Source organism: Enterococcus sp. AZ104 (genome assembly GCF_050546705.1).
Lineage (GTDB): Bacteria > Bacillota > Bacilli > Lactobacillales > Enterococcaceae > Enterococcus > Enterococcus faecalis.
On sequence record NZ_CP172952.1, the window covers coordinates 1,763,295 to 1,782,539 of the forward strand.

The 19,245-nt window shown below is 35.2% G+C and carries 12 protein-coding genes; all 12 read right to left on the reverse strand.

Annotated elements, in window-relative coordinates; all coding sequences use genetic code 11:
• Window positions 1–13: 13 nt before the first annotated feature.
• The 12 genes from IGJ37_RS08500 to IGJ37_RS08555 all read right to left on the reverse strand — a co-directional run bounded on the left by IGJ37_RS08500 (window position 14) and on the right by IGJ37_RS08555 (window position 19,237).
• Window positions 14–982: a glycosyltransferase family 2 protein gene (locus tag IGJ37_RS08500; protein WP_086318079.1), complete on the reverse strand. Its 969-nt coding sequence runs from the start codon at window positions 980–982 to the stop codon at window positions 14–16.
• Window position 983: 1 nt separating this feature from the next.
• The gene (locus tag IGJ37_RS08505) at window positions 984–2,039 is read right to left on the reverse strand and encodes an NAD-dependent epimerase/dehydratase family protein (RefSeq protein WP_002362103.1); all 1,056 of its coding nucleotides are present in this window, start codon (window positions 2,037–2,039) and stop codon (window positions 984–986) included.
• A gap of 11 nt (window positions 2,040–2,050) precedes the next feature.
• A complete protein-coding gene (locus IGJ37_RS08510) occupies window positions 2,051–2,752 on the reverse strand; it encodes an IspD/TarI family cytidylyltransferase (protein WP_002384310.1) in 702 nt (233 codons plus the stop codon).
• A 463-nt stretch (window positions 2,753–3,215) separates the two neighbouring features.
• On the reverse strand, window positions 3,216–5,897 hold the full coding sequence (locus IGJ37_RS08515) for a DUF5776 domain-containing protein (RefSeq protein ID WP_252671336.1): 2,682 nt from the start codon (window positions 5,895–5,897) through the stop codon (window positions 3,216–3,218).
• Window positions 5,898–6,139: 242 nt separating this feature from the next.
• A complete protein-coding gene (locus tag IGJ37_RS08520; RefSeq protein WP_002362106.1) occupies window positions 6,140–6,988 on the reverse strand; it encodes a LicD family protein in 849 nt (282 codons plus the stop codon).
• 15 nt (window positions 6,989–7,003) lie between these two features.
• A complete protein-coding gene (locus IGJ37_RS08525) occupies window positions 7,004–7,762 on the reverse strand; it encodes a glycosyltransferase family 2 protein (protein ID WP_002356910.1) in 759 nt (252 codons plus the stop codon).
• Between the two features lie 134 nt (window positions 7,763–7,896).
• Complete coding sequence (locus IGJ37_RS08530; protein WP_252671338.1) at window positions 7,897–9,294, reverse strand: sugar transferase; 1,398 nt, start codon at window positions 9,292–9,294, stop codon at window positions 7,897–7,899.
• 105 nt (window positions 9,295–9,399) lie between these two features.
• Complete coding sequence (locus IGJ37_RS08535; RefSeq protein ID WP_142665376.1) at window positions 9,400–10,701, reverse strand: EpaQ family protein; 1,302 nt, start codon at window positions 10,699–10,701, stop codon at window positions 9,400–9,402.
• Window positions 10,702–10,729: 28 nt separating this feature from the next.
• A complete protein-coding gene (locus IGJ37_RS08540; protein ID WP_002383759.1) occupies window positions 10,730–12,733 on the reverse strand; it encodes a DUF7657 domain-containing protein in 2,004 nt (667 codons plus the stop codon).
• Window positions 12,734–14,875, reverse strand: a complete 2,142-nt coding sequence (locus IGJ37_RS08545) for a glycosyltransferase family 2 protein (RefSeq protein WP_002378512.1) — start codon at window positions 14,873–14,875, stop codon at window positions 12,734–12,736.
• A gap of 11 nt (window positions 14,876–14,886) precedes the next feature.
• On the reverse strand, window positions 14,887–18,030 hold the full coding sequence (locus tag IGJ37_RS08550) for a glycosyltransferase (protein WP_010709670.1): 3,144 nt from the start codon (window positions 18,028–18,030) through the stop codon (window positions 14,887–14,889).
• Window positions 18,020–19,237 (reverse strand): ABC transporter ATP-binding protein, encoded by a 1,218-nt coding sequence (locus IGJ37_RS08555; protein ID WP_002356901.1) that lies wholly within the window; start codon window positions 19,235–19,237, stop codon window positions 18,020–18,022. Before IGJ37_RS08555 ends, IGJ37_RS08550 begins: the two co-directional genes overlap by 11 nt.
• Between the last annotated feature and the right edge of the window lie 8 nt (window positions 19,238–19,245).

Consider the following 19,245-nt stretch of genomic DNA (forward strand, 5'->3'; position numbering starts at 1 on the left):
TTTACAAACTCAACTAATCAAGTTTTTTCAATCGATACTCTACTAGTTTTTTATACCATACACTTCCAAAACTTAAAGCAACAATTGCAATTTTTCTTGATTTAGTGAATCCTTTATAAGATAATATAAAATTTCTATTTTTTTTTAAAAATTCAATAATTTCTTTTGTCTCGGGAATTTGCTTATAGTTACTTGATAAAATTAGCTTATCTAAAACATAAAAATACGCCCAACATAATCTACGATTATACGAATCTTTTAAATCAGGAAAATGATTCAATATTTTTTTCTGATTATACTGCCAAGCCTTTATGACATCCAAAGTTTTCTTAGAAAATTTTTGGCCCATTATACTATCATTTCTTTGTAAATAAAAGTATTTTTCTTCATTTGATACAATGATTTTATCAGTTTCAAGTAATATATCTATAATTATATAGGCATCTTCAAAAGTTTCACCCTCTAAATATCGGTTGTTATAAAAAAGTTCTTTACGATAAAGTTTATTCCAAGCATATGCATAAAAATCTGTTCCTTCTAAAACCGACTTTATCGCTTCTTTTTTATTTAATAGAATTTCTTTTTTTTCTTTGCTAGTATTCTCGTACTTATCATCACGAAAAGGAATTATTTCCACAGAACTAATATCGGCATCATAAAATTTCAAATTCTCATATAACACCTCATACATATCTTCAGCAATATAATCATCACTGTCAACAAACCCCAAATATTTTCCTCGGGCAATATCAATTCCAGCATTTCTAGCGCTACTTAAGCCACCATTTTCTTTGTGAATAACACGAACACGACTATCTTTTATTGCGTATTCATCACATATTTTACCACTATTGTCAGGAGAACCATCATCGACCAATATAACTTCAAAATTAGTAAATGTTTGTGCTAAGATTGAATCCACACATTTTCTTAAATATGGTTCTACTTTATAAACGGGAACAATAATACTAATCTCACACATTTCACTTCTCACCTTTAACTAATTCTACTGTATTTTTCAAAGACTCTCTTAATTCAAATATTGGGTACCACCCATTTTCTTTAATTTTCTTATTATCAAGTATTGCTGTACTAGCTGTTGAAAAACCTTTTTGTTCTATGCCATCTGGCAAATCAAAAATTACTTTTTTATCACTGATTTCAGCTAATTGTTGCGCTAGTTCTTTTAATCGCAAATCAAAATTTTCTGAAGAAACGTTGTATGCCTCTCCCTTTTTACCTTCAAGTAACAAATGAAGAATAGCAGAAACAGCATCCCCCACATAGATATATGAAAAATACTGATTTCCTTCACTTTTTAAAATAATATCTTTTTGTTCAACAGCATTCAAAATAAATTGTGAAGAGGCTTTCGTATCAGATAAAAGCATTGTGGGGCCAAATGTACGACAAAGTCTTGGAATCACAATATCAAGATCATATTTTTCAATATAAGCTTGACATAATGACTCACTAACTCTTTTCCCTTCAGGATAACCTGCTCTCAAAGTGTTGCAATCGATATATCCACAGTAATCCTCTGTGAACTTTTCTACATCACCACGATTTTCCCCATAAATTTCTACCGTTGATAAGAATAACACTCTAACAGGACGGGTTGCTACAGCATGCTTCAATACTTGCTCTGTACCAACAAGATTAGTCATAATTGTACCAATTGGATCGGTTACGTAAGCTCTGGGGTGCGTATTGCTCGCACCATGTATCAAATAATCAGCTTGAACCTCTTTTGGTATAGAATTCGTGACATCACCTTCAATAATTTCAAAAGTGTCTAACTCAAGATACTTTTCAAACCGCTTTTCAAGTTTTAAACGGTTCCTTCCCATTGCATATATCTTGATTTGTATTCCTAATTGTTCATTTGCAGCCATCAACGTGTCTATCAAAAAAGATCCTATCATTCCAGAAGCACCAATCATCAAAATTGATTTTTTATCTAAATTAACCAGATTAACTGCGTGATTCATCACTTTTTTCAATTCAGATTGATAAATTGGATTATCTATTAACTCCATGCCTATATCTCCTAATCCTTCATCTTTAAATAAGCTTTAAATAGTTCTAAGTCATCCGATGTAGTCAATTTAATATTTTTATCCGAACCCGCAGCAAAATACAATGTTTCGCCTAAATCCACCATCATAGTATTTGTGTATGACGATTCAGAAATACCAATATTCTCACGGAATGCTTTTTCGTAAGCCCAAGTTAATTTTTCAAATTTATAGGCTTGTGGTGTTGACACGCGACGTAATGTTTCACGATTAATATATTGTCGAGTTGTTTCCTCAGTTTCTTTTACAAAAATTTGTTCATTATATGGCAACGAAGTCACTGCATTTCCGTATTCTTGACACTTAACAATTACATCAGATAAAACTAATTCATCAACTAATGGGCGAATTCCGTCATGGATAACAATAGTATCTTCTGGGTTTGAATGTTCTTTTAAGAAATTAACCCCATTGTTAATTGATTCTTGACCAGAATTTCCTCCTGGAATAATCCATTGTAATTTGTCAATATGGTACTCTTTTGCATAGGCATCTAGTGTTTGTTCCCAACCTTTTTTACACACAACTAAGATTCGATCAATGAGTGGATGCTTTTGAAAAGATTCCAATGTGTAGATAATTATCGGTTTTTCCTCTACCATAATAAATTGTTTAGGAATCTCCTGCCCCATTCGTTTACCGACCCCACCGGCAATAATTAAAGCTGTAATCATTTGATACAAAATCCTTTCTCTAACTAGTCAACCACTAGTTTTATTTCAATTTTGTTTAACTTATATATTCATCAACACAGCCAAAACTGCATTCAATCTTTTACATTTTCTCATAACTATCAGTAAGTTTCAATAATTTATCGTAGACCTTAATCGAACTGTAAATATTGGCGGTGTTTTATTTTATATATTTTAATAGTCTTAGGCTTTATCGTATTTCTTTTTTTATTTAGATATTGATTGAATAAAAAGATGATTGTTATGCTTTTCATCAATTTTAACAACACTTTTAGCCCCTTTATAAATAGCGAAAATTTTTGACCAATAAAATCTTTTTCTCTATAAAAAAACACCTTTGTCGAACTCGTATAAAAATAAGTCCAACAAAGATGTCAATATATATATTTAACCTTTCAAATATTCTCTTTACTTTAATTAATTAGGCTGTTTATTGACGGAGAGCTTAACCTACTTTTGCTACATACCACTTATTAGCAGTTAAATACCCTTGGTTCGTCTTTAACCTTGGTATACCATTATTCGTATATTCGATTGCTTCAACTTCAACAATCGTATTCTTCTTAACGGCCTGTCCTTTTTTAGTAAACTCAACATTATTGTAGAAGCTATCATCAATTAAGAGCTTAACTTTTTTTGGATTAGTAACAAAGTAATTGTTATTGGTATTTCCAGCAGCTGTCACATAGTTTTTATTTGCAGTAAGATAGCCTTCTTCTGTCTTCAAGCGAGGAACACCATTAGAGGAATACTCAATGCCCTTAACTGGAACGACAGTCCCAGAGGATAAGGTTCTGCTAGCATTACTAAACTCTACATCAGTATATAGTTTATCTGACACTCGCATAATAATTTGGTGCGGGTTTTCAGTAAAGTAATTATCTGAATTTGATACCAATTTTGTAACATATGTTTTGTTAGCAGTTATATAGCCTTTTGCAGTCTTTAATCTAGGCAATCCGTTTTCAGTATAATCAACACTTAAAACTTTGATTAATGTATCTTTGGAAACAGACTCACCTTTTTTACTGAAATTTACATCTTGATAATAATAATCATTTGTTTTCATAACTACATACTCTGGATAATCATATAGATAATCTTTGATATTTGGTACAACTTTTTGGGCATAACTTTTATTCGCTGTTAAATAACCATTTTGGGTAATCAAACGAGGAACTTGATTTTCACGGTATTCGATTCCCACAACAGGAACTAAACTTCCCTTGGAAACAGCCGATCCTTTATATAAGAAGTCTGGATCCCCATAAAAATTATCACTATTTTTCATAATAATTTGCCCTGGATTAACCGTATGATAGTTGGCAATCCAAGATCCAGTAGCTACTACATAGTTCTTGTTAGCCGTGAAATAATACCCATTTGCCGTCTTCAATCTAGGAATTCCTGATTTTGTTTTCTCAATAGCAGTTACTTTTAAAACACTGCCTGCAGTTACTTTATTTGCTTTTGTCTTGAATTCTACATCTTTGTAATAGGTATCTTCATTTCTGGTAATTACTTGTCCAGGATTAGATGTGTAGTAAATATCTTCTAACCCTTTATATTGTTCAACTATATTTTTATTTGCAGTCAAATATCCTTTCGCCGTTTTCAATCGAAATATACCACTTTGAGTATAAGCTAAATCTTCAACTTCTACTATTGTTCCCTTCGAAACCTTAGACAATGTTTGCTTAAATTCTGGGTCAGCATAGAAATAATCATCGCTTTTCAAACGAACTTTTTTAGGATTTGTCGTAAAATACAAATCAATATTGCTTTGTGCCGCTAATACATAATCTTTATTTGCTGTTAAATAACCTTGGTCTGTGACCAATCGAGGAATTCCTGCTGAACTATATTCAATCCCCTTAATGGTAACTAGTGTATTTTTTTTAACTCGCCAACCAGGAGTTCTAAACGCTACATCTTGGTAAAAAGTATCGTCATTTTTCATGATCACTCGACCTGGATTAGTTGTGTAATACTTACTTAAGTCAGGCCCACTACTATTACCCATATTTAAAAAATTACTATAGGTCATGGAAATATCAAACGGACGCCCTTCATAATTAGCTAAACCAGGGAAATACATTTGCGAAGACCATTGCCAAGCACCATGGTCATTATTCCACTGCATGGAACTATCTGGAGTATATGGATATTGCGCTACCCATACTCTGTCTCTTCCGAAGGCGGAGGTGTCGATATAGCCATTTGTTAACCACCATTTGCCAACATACAACGCATCATTTTTATACCCTAGTGCCTTTAATTGCTGGTTAAACGCAACAGAATTAGCATGGGCGTTTCGCCCATTGTTTGTAAGCGTTGGATCTTCCGCATCATTAAACATTATGGTATTTTTATCTAAGCCAGAGTTAGCCGCCGCCTGAGCAAAATATCTTGCTTCATCTTGTGCTGTCGCAGCAGAGACATACATACTATAGTGATATGCTGAAACTTTTAAGCCCGCAGCTTTGGCATTTCTAATTTGGCCCGCAGCATATGGATTAACATACCAAGTTCCTTCTGTCAATTTAATCGAGACACCTGTTACACCATAGCTTTTAATTTTTTGATATTCAGCTACTGAAATGTCTCCATTCCAACTAGAAACGTCAATAAAATTCTTGCCAGGCAAATTAGGATCATTCGCATAGACGTTCGCAACTGTTGCTCGCGCTACCCTAGAAGAAAGGCCGTTTTTCATAGCATATGTTCCTTTTTTATGGTTCGTTCCTTCACGTGCTGCTTCTTGATAATCCGCTTCATCTTGGTCAATGGTCTTTTTTTCTACTTCAGAGCTTTGTGAGGCTTCTGTTTTACTATCTGTTGTGTTTGTTTCTGAAACAGAAGAATGTTCTTCCGTTGTACTATTTGTTGAAGAATCAAGAGACTCTTCTTTTGTGCTTGAAGTAGAACTATCTCTTTCAGAGGTATTTTCTTCTGTAACAGAAGATGTATCCTCCGTTGAATTAGTCGTTGTTTCTGACGTAGCTTGAGTGACCAAGCCAGTCTCCCCCGTTGTTTCTGTTTTTACAAGCTCTTCTCCTGATGCAATCACACTAAAACTATTTAATAATACGGTACAAATTAACATACCTGAAATGATTTTTTTCATGAAACTCTCCTTATATATTTAATAATATGTATCTTTCTTAAACACTTGCCATTCGCTCTCGAAAATGTGTATCCTATAACCTTCAACTAATTGTTTTCACATTTTAAAACTAACACCAATTATTATCTCATACCTTTATTTCAAATTCAATTACGCTTTTTTAACATTCCTATATCAATTTTTTACTTTTAAATGGTAAAAAGATGAAAACAGATCTTTAATCGATTGTTTTCATCTTTTATTTATTTTTTAAGATATTCTGTGTACGATTTTTTAGTATCAACAATTAGCGCTTCATGATGGGGTTGGCGATCTTCCTCTGGTGGCAATTGCATATAATCCCCAAAAACCTGTGTTAAGTAGCGCTTGTAACCCACTGGTATTGGCATTTTTGTATCTTCAAATGGAACAAAAATAGCAGATTTAAAATCTTCCAAATGATAAATATTACCCATGTAGCGTGGTCCGACACATAATTCTGTAACATAAGGAGTGGAGCCGAAGGAATACTTAGTCATTCTTTTTTCAGCAAAGCGCCAAATATGATAGCGAACCTTTTTCGATGGAAAGATATTCAATAATACCCGACTCCCCGTTGCTAAAATGCCACCATGTTTTTCTGGTACCACTTGTGAACAGAATAAAGCATAAATTAATGCCCAAATTTTTTGTTTCTTCCTTTGAAAATTTCCTTTTGGCGCACCATCTAAAGGAAAAATATCGATAGGAATACCATGAGGAATCGCTAATCCATCTTGATAGGTTTTAATAAACGTTGTCTGTGCATCCCTAATTGTCATAAATGAATTATGATCATTATAAGTTTTTGAAGCAACTAACAATGGATAACGTTCTGTATCTGCATATTTAGGCCAAAGCACTTTCAATTTTTCATAATCTGGTCTTGGCATAAAGAAATCTAAGTCATCATCCCATGGAATAAAACCTTGACTGCGGATTGCTCCAATACAACCGCCTCCACAAAAATAACAGGTTAGATTATGTTCTTCACAAAAAGCCACAAAATATTTTGACATGCGTAAAACGACTTGTTGAATTTCTACTAATTGCGTCTGTGTTGTTTGTTCCACTTTTCCTTTTCCTCCCTATTCATTCTTTGCATATTTAAATGTTGTATAGAATAAAAAACGCATTAAGTAGAATGAACTTTTAATAACTGAAAATTGTTCATTTTGACGCAAAATTTTCCAAACCCAACTGATTGTATTCCATTTGTTAGAAGATGTAGAGGTGGTTAGCTTACGATAAATGGCTAATTTTTCGTTAATAAAATAGACCGTATTTATTTCTTTCAAAATGTTTAACCAAGTAGCATAGTCTTCATGTTTTAAATCCGGCATTAAATGGCGTTTAAGCAGATTAGATTCGACTACGACTGTTAAGCAGCCGATAGTATTTGTTTTTAAAAGATCTTGATAGGTTTGTGGTCCCTCACTAAAATTACGCTCATGAGTAATGTTGCCATTTTCATTACATACAAAATAAGAACTACATGTAAATAAAAGTTTTTTTTCTTCCATCCACTTGATTTGAACTTCTAATTTATTAGGAAGCCATAAATCATCACTATCTAAAAAGGCAATATATTGTCCCTTTGAAGCTTCAATTCCTTTATTTCTGGTCTTTGCAATGCCCATGTTCTGTTCATTTTTCAGTAAAAAGATTCTTGAATCTTTTTCCATAAAGGCAAGTGCAATATCAATAGAATCATCTTTACTTCCATCATCAATGAGTAATAATTCCCAATTCTGATAGGTTTGTTCCAGAACGCTTTCAATAGATTTTGATAAAAATTTGCCTGCATTGTACATGGGCATAATAATTGAAACAAGTGCTGTTTCCATTTGTTCACTCCTCGTTGCATTTTATGTAAGAATGTAACAGTTTATATTATCGCATAGCTCTTTTATTATTTCAACATTCCTTGTTTCCAAAAAAAGTTTGAGACATAAGCTTAAATAACTTATGTCTCAAACTTTTAACGGTAAATTCTAATAGCATTCTCTTTACAATAATCCATCGTCAATTCTTCACGTTCTTCAGACTCATCCAATCCTCTTGATGATACTTTATCAAAGAGAATTTTGATGGTTTGAAGCAGAATTTTCATATCCAACAGTAATGAATAATTCTTGATGTACAGTAAATCAAAGTTCAATTTACTATTGTAGTCAGAAGCATACTTCCCATAAACTTGGGCATAGCCAGTAATCCCCGCACGTACATTGTGACGTAAATAGTAATTCGGGTTTTCCTGATTAAATTGATCAACAAAGAATGGTCGTTCAGGACGTGGTCCGACAATGGACATATCCCCGCGAATAACATTGATTAGTTGTGGCAACTCATCAATACGTAAAGCGCGCAAGTATTTACCAACTGTAGTGACGCGACTGTCGTTACTTGTAGATAAGACTGGACCTGATTTTGCTTCTGCTGTTGCCGACATCGTTCTAAATTTTAAAATCGAGAACTCACGTTGATTTAATGTAATCCGAGTTTGTTTGTAAATCACTGGTCCCGGTGAGGTTGCTTTGACTAAAATCGCTGCAATAAGCATTAAGGGTGAGGTAATCACAAATAGGCAAACAGAGACTAAAATATCGAATAAACGTTTAATAAAATTCTCTTCTGGTTGGATTTCAAAATTTGAGACTTCGATAATACTTTCATCTTCAAAGTTCATCATGTTTGGTTTTAACATAATTAGATTTTCAAAACTTGTATCTAAAAAGATTTTTTTCTTGTGTTTGACAATTAATTGATACAATTTTACTTTTTCGTTCTCATCAACATTACTTGAAACATAAACAATATCGATTTCATCGATAATTTTTTTTAAGTTTTCATAGTAATTGCTGACAACAACGCTCGTTACTTTATGCTTGTTATTTTTATCAGACATAAAGTTTTGAATTGACCGCATAACTTGATTTTCTTTACCTAGTAAAACAACTTTTCGCTCATTGCTGACCTTTAAGTAAAGATAATAAACAAGAATTCGCCAAAGACTTAGAACAATAATTCCGATTATAAAGGAATATCCTAAAACAGAACGCGGGAACGTAAACCAACGTCCGGCAAATGTCACAATCATAATCGTTAAAGTCATTAAAATTTGACCAATCACCGTGACAAAAATGATGTCACTAATTTTGCGATTATAAAAAATATACGCACCTAACAACAAATTCAAAAAGATAAAAAAGATTGAAATGTAAATTGCAGATTTTTCATAAGCCACAAAGTTAAATGAAGGAATTTCTCGGCCAAATTTCACCATAAACCCTAAGATGATTGATAAATTATAGAGCAAAACGTCTGCTAAAATAATTACAATTCGTCTTGCATTACTCCATTCACTTTTTGATGTCATTAAAAACTTCCTCTCTTCACTTCCAGTAATTACATTATTTGTAATAACATGCAACCCCTATAATACCATAATGTCAGCGGACAAGAAAGTTCTATAGGATGAAAATTATCTGCGATGTCTTTGGACACGACTTAATTCTTCAGGTTGGTCCCAGCCCTCTTCGTCAACAGGTGCTATCGGGCGCTCTTCATTGCTAACAGGACTTGTTTGTTTCACTCGTTTTCTTCTTTTAGATGTCGTTGGTCTTTCATGTCTTCCTCGTTTTTTCTCTGGCCGGAAGTAGAAGGCTAGCCCAAGGAAACTATAAACAATCGGCATCCAATGAGGCGCTAATAAAATATCTTCCATAAATGAATGAATCCAGATTAAAAGGAAGCCTAAAAGTAAACTAACTTGCAAACGATCCAATGTTTTTTTGCGGAAACCAATCAATAAAATCATACTGACTAAAAAACCAAATAAAATCAGATAGCCAATGACACCAAAATTACTTAACGTAAATAGAAAAGCATTATGTGTCCCCAGCGGTTTCCATGAGGCCACAAAAGGCTCCATACCGACTTTAATATGTTGAGGATCAGATAACCATTTAGCAAAAAACTCATGCCAAATTCGTTCTCTTCCTGTAAATAAATCAACAGTATCCGATTCCGCACATAAGTAAAACAACAATGGTCCCAATGCAGCTACTCCGACAAAACCAAACAGCCAAACTTTCGAACGTTGCAAGAAACGTTTTGGTAAAAGATTATCCACCAGAATAAAACCAACTAAAATGGCAAAAGAGGTTTTGGATTGACTGACCCATGTACCTAAAACACCACCAATGTATACAGGTAAAAGCAGCAGGTTAAAAACCTTATTTCTATATGCTTTGATCAAACTACTGGCCATCATTGTTGAAAACATCAACGTTGCACCAATCGTATTGGTATTAATCCAAATACTTTCTAGTTTATTTGATTCTTTAAAAATTTCGTCTGCTGGAATCAACTGAGGCAACTCCACGGACATCCGATACAAAGTCGCACTCAAAGCAACTAAAGAGACAATTAATAAAAGCGTTTGATCCAAACGATCAAAGACACAAACTTTAAAACAAAGGACCAACAAAATAATTAAAGGAATCATTGTATCTGTTTGCATCGTGCTATGACGGATTGATTCCGTAAAGTGAAACAAGAGCCAGGTGGCTAGCGCCAACGCTACGGTCAGCCAGTCAATAAATTTTAATTTCGTACAATTTAATAGCAGTACAAGTATTACTGCTATTAATAATAAAATTGAACTATTGGCATACATATATTTTGTGACTGGCGCATCAATTCCTACGACCCACATCGTATACGAGCCGATCATTGTAACTAATAAAATAAGTCGACCGATTCTATTCAATACTTTTCCCATATTCAAACCTCATTCCATGAATGAATCACTAGTCGTTTATTCGATAAATATATGCCCCGTTCTGATCAGGTCCATATAATTTTTCAAAATGAATCGTTGGTGTGTCTAACGGTTCTAATGGTTTATAAACGACCGCATATTTAATCCCATATTCTTTTAATTTTTCTGGAGATAAACGAGCAATAATCGCATCTTTTTGCATCAACTCTAAAACAGGGGTCTGATTTCCTACTTCAACATTGATGTGCGCATAGCGATTATAAATAAATGTGTCTTTTCCTTTTGGATCTAATGGTTTCCAAGCCTCTAAGTCAGGTGTAAAAGCAACACCGTTAAATGTATGCACACCTAACATTGGCAAATAGCCATACATCAAGCGTTCGCCCACCCACAATTGGTTGGGGTCTTTTTTGTTAATTTCTTCCACTTCTACCGCTAATTTTTTTCCATAGACAGCAGAAACGCCTCGAGAAATTGGATTAACAAAGGCACCAGAAACCATAATGATTCCTAATAAGACAAGGACAAATAACGTGCGCCAACGTTTAAATAAAGCAACAATTAAAACGGTAGCGACAACTAAGACACCAATGATGTCCATTCGTGTAACGTATAACCGTAAATTGCCCGTATATAAAACAAAGAAATACAGAACAACATTTAATCCTAGCGCCCCTAACCAGGCCATCATTGGAATTTTTGCTTGGCGATTCCATAAATAATCGATGAACCATAAACTTAACAACACAGCGGCAAACCCGAAGGATAACATCGCCCGTTGTTCTGGCACATAAGACCACAATGTCAACTTAGCAAAAATTGTTGGAAATTGAACGCTCATCCAAACTAAGTTAAATAAACAATACACGAATAAGACAAAACCGTAAATGTTTTCTTTGATTTTTTTATAAAAAATAAATGGTGAGAGCGGCAAAATAACAAAAAATAATTGATAAAAACTACTGATTTCCGAATTATTTGAATATGGAACATCTTGAAACGGCATTTTCCAATTTGTTAAAAATAACAAAATATCGCGTTTAGGCATATCGCCACCTAAACTTACCCGTTTTCCTGGATAAGCGGTATCCATTACTGCTTTTAAGGAATCCAATGAGCCATATAACGATCCGCCAACAATAATCGCCGTCATCAAGAGTGCCCCACCTATCAGGACCCCATCCCACTTATCCAACTTAATTTTTTTACGAAATTCTAAAAAGAATAAAATTAAAAATAATAAAATCAAATAACCAAGTGGTACTTGTAACGCAGGATAAATAACTAAAACAAATCCTGAAGCCATAATAACAGCCGTTATCGCACAAATGACACGACGTCGAACACTACTATGATAATAGAAATAATTATAAATTCCCACTAAAAAACCTAAGCCAAAAAATACTAAATCTCCAACTGGCGAGACAAACCACCATTGAAGGGCCGAAGAAAACGGAATCCAAACACTTGCTAACAAAGCTAAATATTTATTCCGCCGTGTGACGATCAAACCAATTTCAAAAGAAAATAAAATTAAGCCAATTAATTTAAGATTCCAATACCATGATAAGCCATATTCTTTGCCTAATAGTACATAGCCCCACGTAAAAGGTTTCGCTAACGTGGCCAAATTCCACGCTGGTGAATTATAGCCTACCACCATGTCTTGCCCATTTAACGTAATCACATCATTATGTGTTTTCAAACCTGTTTGTGTTTGTGAGAGGCTAAAGGGGGTTTGAACGAGCCATTCATCCGAGCGAACACCTCTTGGTTCACCAGCAATTAATGAACTTTTTTGGCCATCCGCATATTCAGAAACATACGCATCCCACATGTTTAATGAACTACCATGGACTTTAAAGGCGACCAGTAAAATAAAAATGACTGCCGCTAGCAGATAGCGCCAGCGTAACAAATGATCAACCAAGCGAGCGCTCTGCTCAGCTTGGTTGCGTAATGGTTGTTTTTCTTTTCTTGTAGTTAGTTGTTGTTCCATCTTTTCGCTCCATTTCGTCATCCGCAATTGCATCTAGTCAATTCGTAATGAAAAGTTGGGAATATCCCTTGTCAGATTAGGATTATAAAATGGATCATTTTCAATTAAAGGTCCCCATTTTTCTTCCATCATCACTTTTTCTTGTTCAAAACGTTTTTTCTTTTTGCCTTTATCATCATATCCACGAGTTTGAGATTCAAAATGATAAAGCTCTGCTTCATGAAGCCAGACGTTGTCACGTCCTAAAGCTTGGACTTTCAGGCATAAATCAACATCATTGAAAGCTACGGTAAACGCTTCTTCAAAACCACCAACTGCATCAAAATCTGCTTTTTTCATAAGTAAGCATGCGGCAGTTACTGCTGAATAATTAACATTAATAGCTAACCGACCAAAATAGCCTAAGTCACCATGGGGATAACCATAATGACCATGTCCAGCGACACCACCTAATCCTAAAATAACGCCTGCGTGTTGGACCGTATTATTTGGATACAATAATTTCGCACCTACACAGCCAATCCGTTCTTGCTGAGCAAATGAAACCATCAAGGTTAACCAATTCTCTGTAATCACTTCGGTATCATTATTTAAAAATAATAAATACTCTCCGTGCGCTTTTTTCGCTGCACGATTGTTAATAGTTGAGAAATTGAATGGAATATCGATTGATTCAACGAAAAAGCGACCAGGTAATTGTTGTTCAAATTCTGCATATAATTCGTGCATTTTTGGATCTGTACTTCCATTGTCAGCCATAATAATCTCGTAATTTTGGTAGGTTGTTTTTTCAATAATCGATGAAACACAACGTTGTACGTCTTTATAGCCATTTTTAGTTGGAATAATAATTGAGACTAACTTTTCAGATTCAATGTCATAATAAACATCGTATAAGCCATTCGCCGCCCCATGCGTTGCATGACCATTAATTCCTCGACGAACGAGCGCATCTTGCACGGCTCTTAGCCCCGCTTCAAAAGCATAACCTTTGGAGCCCTGATCCACTGCTGTTGAGGTTGGCAGCATCCGCCAATAGTAAAGAACTTTTGGAATATGTTTGATGCGTTCTTTTGTCGTTTTTTCAGTAAATCTTAAGACTAAATCGTAGTCTTGAGAACCTTCGTAACCTTTTCGAAAGCCGCCAATTTCTTCTAGAATACTCCGACGATACACGCCTAAATGCGAAATGTAATTGGTTCCTAAAAGTAAATCAGGTGACCAATCTGGTTTAAAGGCTGGATCAGAACGATTTCCATCCATGTCAATCTTATCTTCATCACTATAAATTAAATCCAGTTCTGGGTTTTCATTCAGCACTTTAACCACTTCATAAAAAGCATTGATCGCTAATTCATCATCGTTGTCTAGTAAGGCGACAAATTCTCCGGTAGCAATCGCTAAAGCAGAGTTGGTTGCTTCGGAAATATGACCATTTTGTTCACGAAAGACGACCCGAATTCGCTCATCCAATTGCTGGTACTCTGTTAAAATCTTTTTGACATTAGGATCTGTTGAGGCGTCATCGGCCATACATAATTCCCAGTTAGTATAGACTTGATTCAAAATAGAATCAATGCACAACCGAAGCCATTTTTCTTCAACATTATACACTGGCATCGCAATGGAAATTTTAGGCTGATAATGAAATGTTGCGATTTCTTGCGTCATCGCTTCTATGTCTAGTACTTCATTTCTAGCTAACCAGTTAGGATACGAAGCTTGATTTCTTAGTTTCTCAATTTTCGCTCGTTGAATGGTATGAGAAATACCATTTTTAGCCATATACTTAAATCCTTTTTTGGCTTTTATCCAAAGACGAGTTACTTTATCTTCTGTCCCTGGAATCACTGGATATTTTTTATTCAAGGGAAAATCCACCGTTATAACATGTGCTGATGATTGAAAATGAAAAGGGAGTACTTTTTTTTGTTTAATTCCTTCAAGTGTAACAACAAAGCCAGCTTCAATCGCAGGCTCTGTTTGATAAATTTGATTAACATCTTCACGTAAAACGCGCTGAATGTTATAAGCGGACACTTGGTTTTCATTATTAATTGTGAAAGTTGGGCTTTCTTTAGTGATTGTATCTAACGCCCAACCTGTAATGGTTAAATTATTTGTTGTTTTGTCGCGATAGATACTATCAAAGATCACCTTAATGTCTTCATTCATGTGCATTCTCCTTATAGATGTTTCGGATTTCGGTAGGGATCAACTAAAGCTTCCGCGGTCCATTTTTCCGCAAGTTCTTTATAAGATCCTTTTTTATCATGGTTTTGCATTTTTTCGTCTGCTTTCAAAATTGCATAGGACACATATACATTTCGTTTACCAGCGCTAGCAAATTGTAACGATAAATCGACACCCATCCATTCTTTTCCTAAGCTTTCGTTAATTCCTTCTAAATTTAGGTAAAGTTGTTTGTTGAATAGTAAGCAGTCTTCAGTTGCTGCTTGAATATTTCTTGGTAAAGCAATTCTGTAATAGTAACCTAAGCTTTTACCAGGGGTGCCTTTTTCAGGATAAAGTAATCGACCTTTGTCTGTATCAACTGATACTCCCACTGTTTCCACGCGATAGCGTGCGTCAACTACGCGGCCAGTCACTAAACCAGAGGTCTCTTGTTGACCAATGTTCATTAACTCTTTTAACCAATCATTTTTCGTTGGTACCAATCCAGCATTTAATAAAGCCACATATTCTCCCTTAGCAGCTTGAATCATGCCATGACGAGTTTCTGTTGAAACATAACGAAGACGGTCATTTTGGATATTTATTTGATTCTCGAAGCGTGCAGGCAATAGAATTTCATAATTTGTATAGGCAGTTTTTTCTAATAATTGACGTAAGTAACTACTCATATTCTCTGTATCATTCGTAATAATCAATGATACCATCGGCACATGATCATAAAGATAGTTAATTTTATAGGAACCATAAAATTCGGCAATCTCTACTTGTGCTTTTAAGCCACGGCGTTCCGTTGCCGCTTGGACCGCTTTTTGACCAGCTACATAGGCGTAACCTTTGCTTTCAGGGTTTAGAGCAGTCGATGATTCAATGGCACGCCAATGATACATCATACCAGGAATGTGCTTGATTTTCGTTGCTTGTTCCGTTGCTCGCAATACGAAATCATAGTCTTGAGCGCCGTTATATGCTGAGTTCAGTCCGCCTACTTTTTCTAATAAATCACGTTTCACAACAACAAAGTGTGTAATGTAATTATGGTTTAAAATCAGTTCTGGATTCCAGTCCGATTTGTAAAACGCGTTGAAGCGACGACCATTTTCTGTAATTTTATCTTCATCAGTATAAAGAAAATCAATCGTTGGGTCTGTGTTTAAAGCTTTGACCACTTCATATAATGCTTGTGGCGCTAATTCATCATCGTTATCCATGAAACCAACAAAATCGCCAGTAGCAATCGACAAAGCTGAGTTAGTTGCTTCTGAAATATGTCCGTTTTCTTCGCGATAAATAACTTTGATTCGTTGATCTAGTTCTTTATATTTTTCTAGCATGGGCTTAATATGTTCGCTTGGCGATGCATCATCTGCTAAACATAACTCCCAATTTTCATAGTACTGATTTTGTAAAGAAGAAACGCACGCTGCAAGCCATTTTTCTTCGACATTATAAACAGGTACAGCGACAGAAATTTTAGGCTGAAATTGGAACGTTTTAATTTCCGCTAAAACTGCCTCCACGTCAACAGGGGCTTCTGCTTTTTCTTGTCGTTTAAAGTACCACTTCACTGAGCCCATCAAACCACGTGTCTGAATCGAACGCCATGCTCGATCAAATTTCGTGCCTGGTTGAACCATGTTTGGACGCTCCACCACGTATTGAACCTTCTGGCCTGATTTGGTGTCAATGTTTAACGTGTAGGCTGGTAAATCTTCTGGATCTTTAATCGTAATTACAAAACCATAATCTTGATCGCCTTCTAATTCAAACATATCAATAACATCACGACGGTATTCTGTTTCCACCGTATAAGTGACTGATTCACTAGCTTCTGCAATGCTGAATCTTAGCGGATAATTTGTTTGTTTGTCATACGCCCACCCTCTGATAACAGAAACGTTATTTTCTACATCGCGAGCAATATCATCGATGGTTAAATTAATCATTTTATCAAATTTAGTTAACGTGATTCGTTTATATTTTCCAGTAGGCATAGGGGCAGTCTCCGTCTGTTTATTCATTTCTTCTAAAAATTGATTTCTTTCATCTAACAGTGCATGAATAAAGGTATTTTCACGTTCTGAATAGTTGCCTTCAAAGAAATAATCAATGTCTACTGTCAGGTCTTTGCCTGCCATTTGTGCATCGGTTACTTCGATTACAGGTACTTGCGTATCTAAGAAATAATAGATATTCTCTTGTACCAGAAAAGCATTCGTGGCTGCGACTGGGACTGTCTCGCCGTCTATCGTCATGGATAATTTAATAATTGCCCCCGTTAAACTTGGGAATAATTTTATCAGTTGGACGTCTTCTGGTATCTTCAGTTGGAACTGTTTTGTTTCAGGTTTTTGTAAATCAACTGGTTGATCCAACTCAGTCTCTTTTTCTTCGCCGCAATTAATTAAAATATGAACGTTTTTTTCATTGTATGAATTTACTGGTGTCACTCGCTCTGGCTGTTCTACTGGTTCAGCAGTCAAGGCAAAAAAGTACTGATACACTTCGCCAAAGGGACGCGCTTTAAAAGCTGCTTGTACTTCTACAGGTAACGCTTCATACGTCGTAGGAATTTCGTTGTAGCCAACTTGATTAAATGTAAAATCTTCTTTGGCAATGTATAAACCAACTTCTGCAAAAACTTTTTCAAATCCTTCTTGTAAATAGAATGATTTATGCGTAGCATCCAACAGCCCAGTTTCATTCCACGTTAAACGATTATTAAATAAATCAATTAAGACAGAATTATGCGCCAAATTAGGGAAAGTGATTAAGATTTGACCGCCTGGTTTTAAAAACGGTTTGACTTTTGCTAAGGCGCTTTGAGGATTCATTAAATGTTCCAACACATCTGCAAAAACGATATAATCAAACGTCTTACCAGCAAAGTATTCGACCCAATCATTTTCATCAATATTGCCATAAAAGGCATCTGTTGAAAATTGACTGACATGATCATAAAGTTCTTTGTCTAATTCAACAATTGAGACCTGGCACTTTTTTTCTTCCATCAAATAGCTAGTCATTCGCCCATTACCTGGACCAAATTCCAAGACATCACTATTTTCTTTGATTTGTGCTACGATTTTCCCAACACTGGTACTCTCGTCTGTTTCCATTTCAAAATCATACTTCATCTTTTGTCGTATCCTTCCATTTATGATCTAAGATGACAATTCCTTCTCCGGCATAACGACCGGTAATAAACATCGTCACGTATTTTGTTTTGTAGACTAATGGGACTGTTGCATGTTCCTCAAAGAAAGCAATATCAAAATAATATTCACCTGTTAATAATGACATTTTTTCATATTCTAAATAAAAAACATTCCGTCCTTTTTTCCAAGGAATTTGCACACCATCTAATAACGTATTTAAGCCACAGACATAATGGTTGTCCACTGTTCGAATAGCGACTCCACAAACAGGCTTCTTAATTTGGTCATTTTTGACAGTATATTCAATTTTTACAATCACTTTTTCATCTTGCGTTACCATTTCTAATGGTTCATAATCCGCATTTAAAAGTTCCGCATGATCCACTTCAATAATATCTGGTGTTGGGGTTTCATCTTTCATGGTCGCTTCGCGGTCAACCGTTTTAATTGATTTCTTTTTCAAAAAGTTTTCGTAGTTGGTCGTCACGTCCATCGTATCTCCATATTCAACGACTTTCCCGTGTTGCAACCAAAAAGTTCTGTCACAAAAACGACGGATGGAGTTTACATCGTGAGAAACAAATAAAATTGTTTTACCAGAATTTTTAATTTCCGTAAATTTTTCCATACATTTTAATTGAAACTCTAAATCCCCGACAGCCAACGCTTCATCGACAATTAAAATATCTGGGTCCACGTTAATAGCTACCGCAAAAGCCAAGCGGACAAACATACCACTAGAGTACGTTTTAACTGGTTGATACAAATGATCGCCGATGTCAGCAAAATCAATGACATCTTGGACACGCTCTTCCATCTCTTCTCGGGAAAAACCCAAGACCATTCCATTTAAGAAAATATTTTCATATCCTGAATATTCAGGGTTAAAACCTGAACCTAATTCAAGCAACGCTGAAATTTTCCCATTAATCACCATGGACCCGGAGGTTGGCGTTAATACTCCTGTAATAATTTTTAACATGGTTGATTTTCCAGAACCATTTTCGCCGACAAAGCCAATCATCTCGCCTTTTTTAATTTGCATCGTGACATCGTCTAACGCATAAAACAAATCGTGGTAGGATTTTTTGGTTGGACTAAGCGCTTCTTTAAACCGATCGGACGGCTTTTTATACATGTTGTATGTTTTGGTAATATGTTGGATATCGATTGCATATTCTGACATGTCGTTCT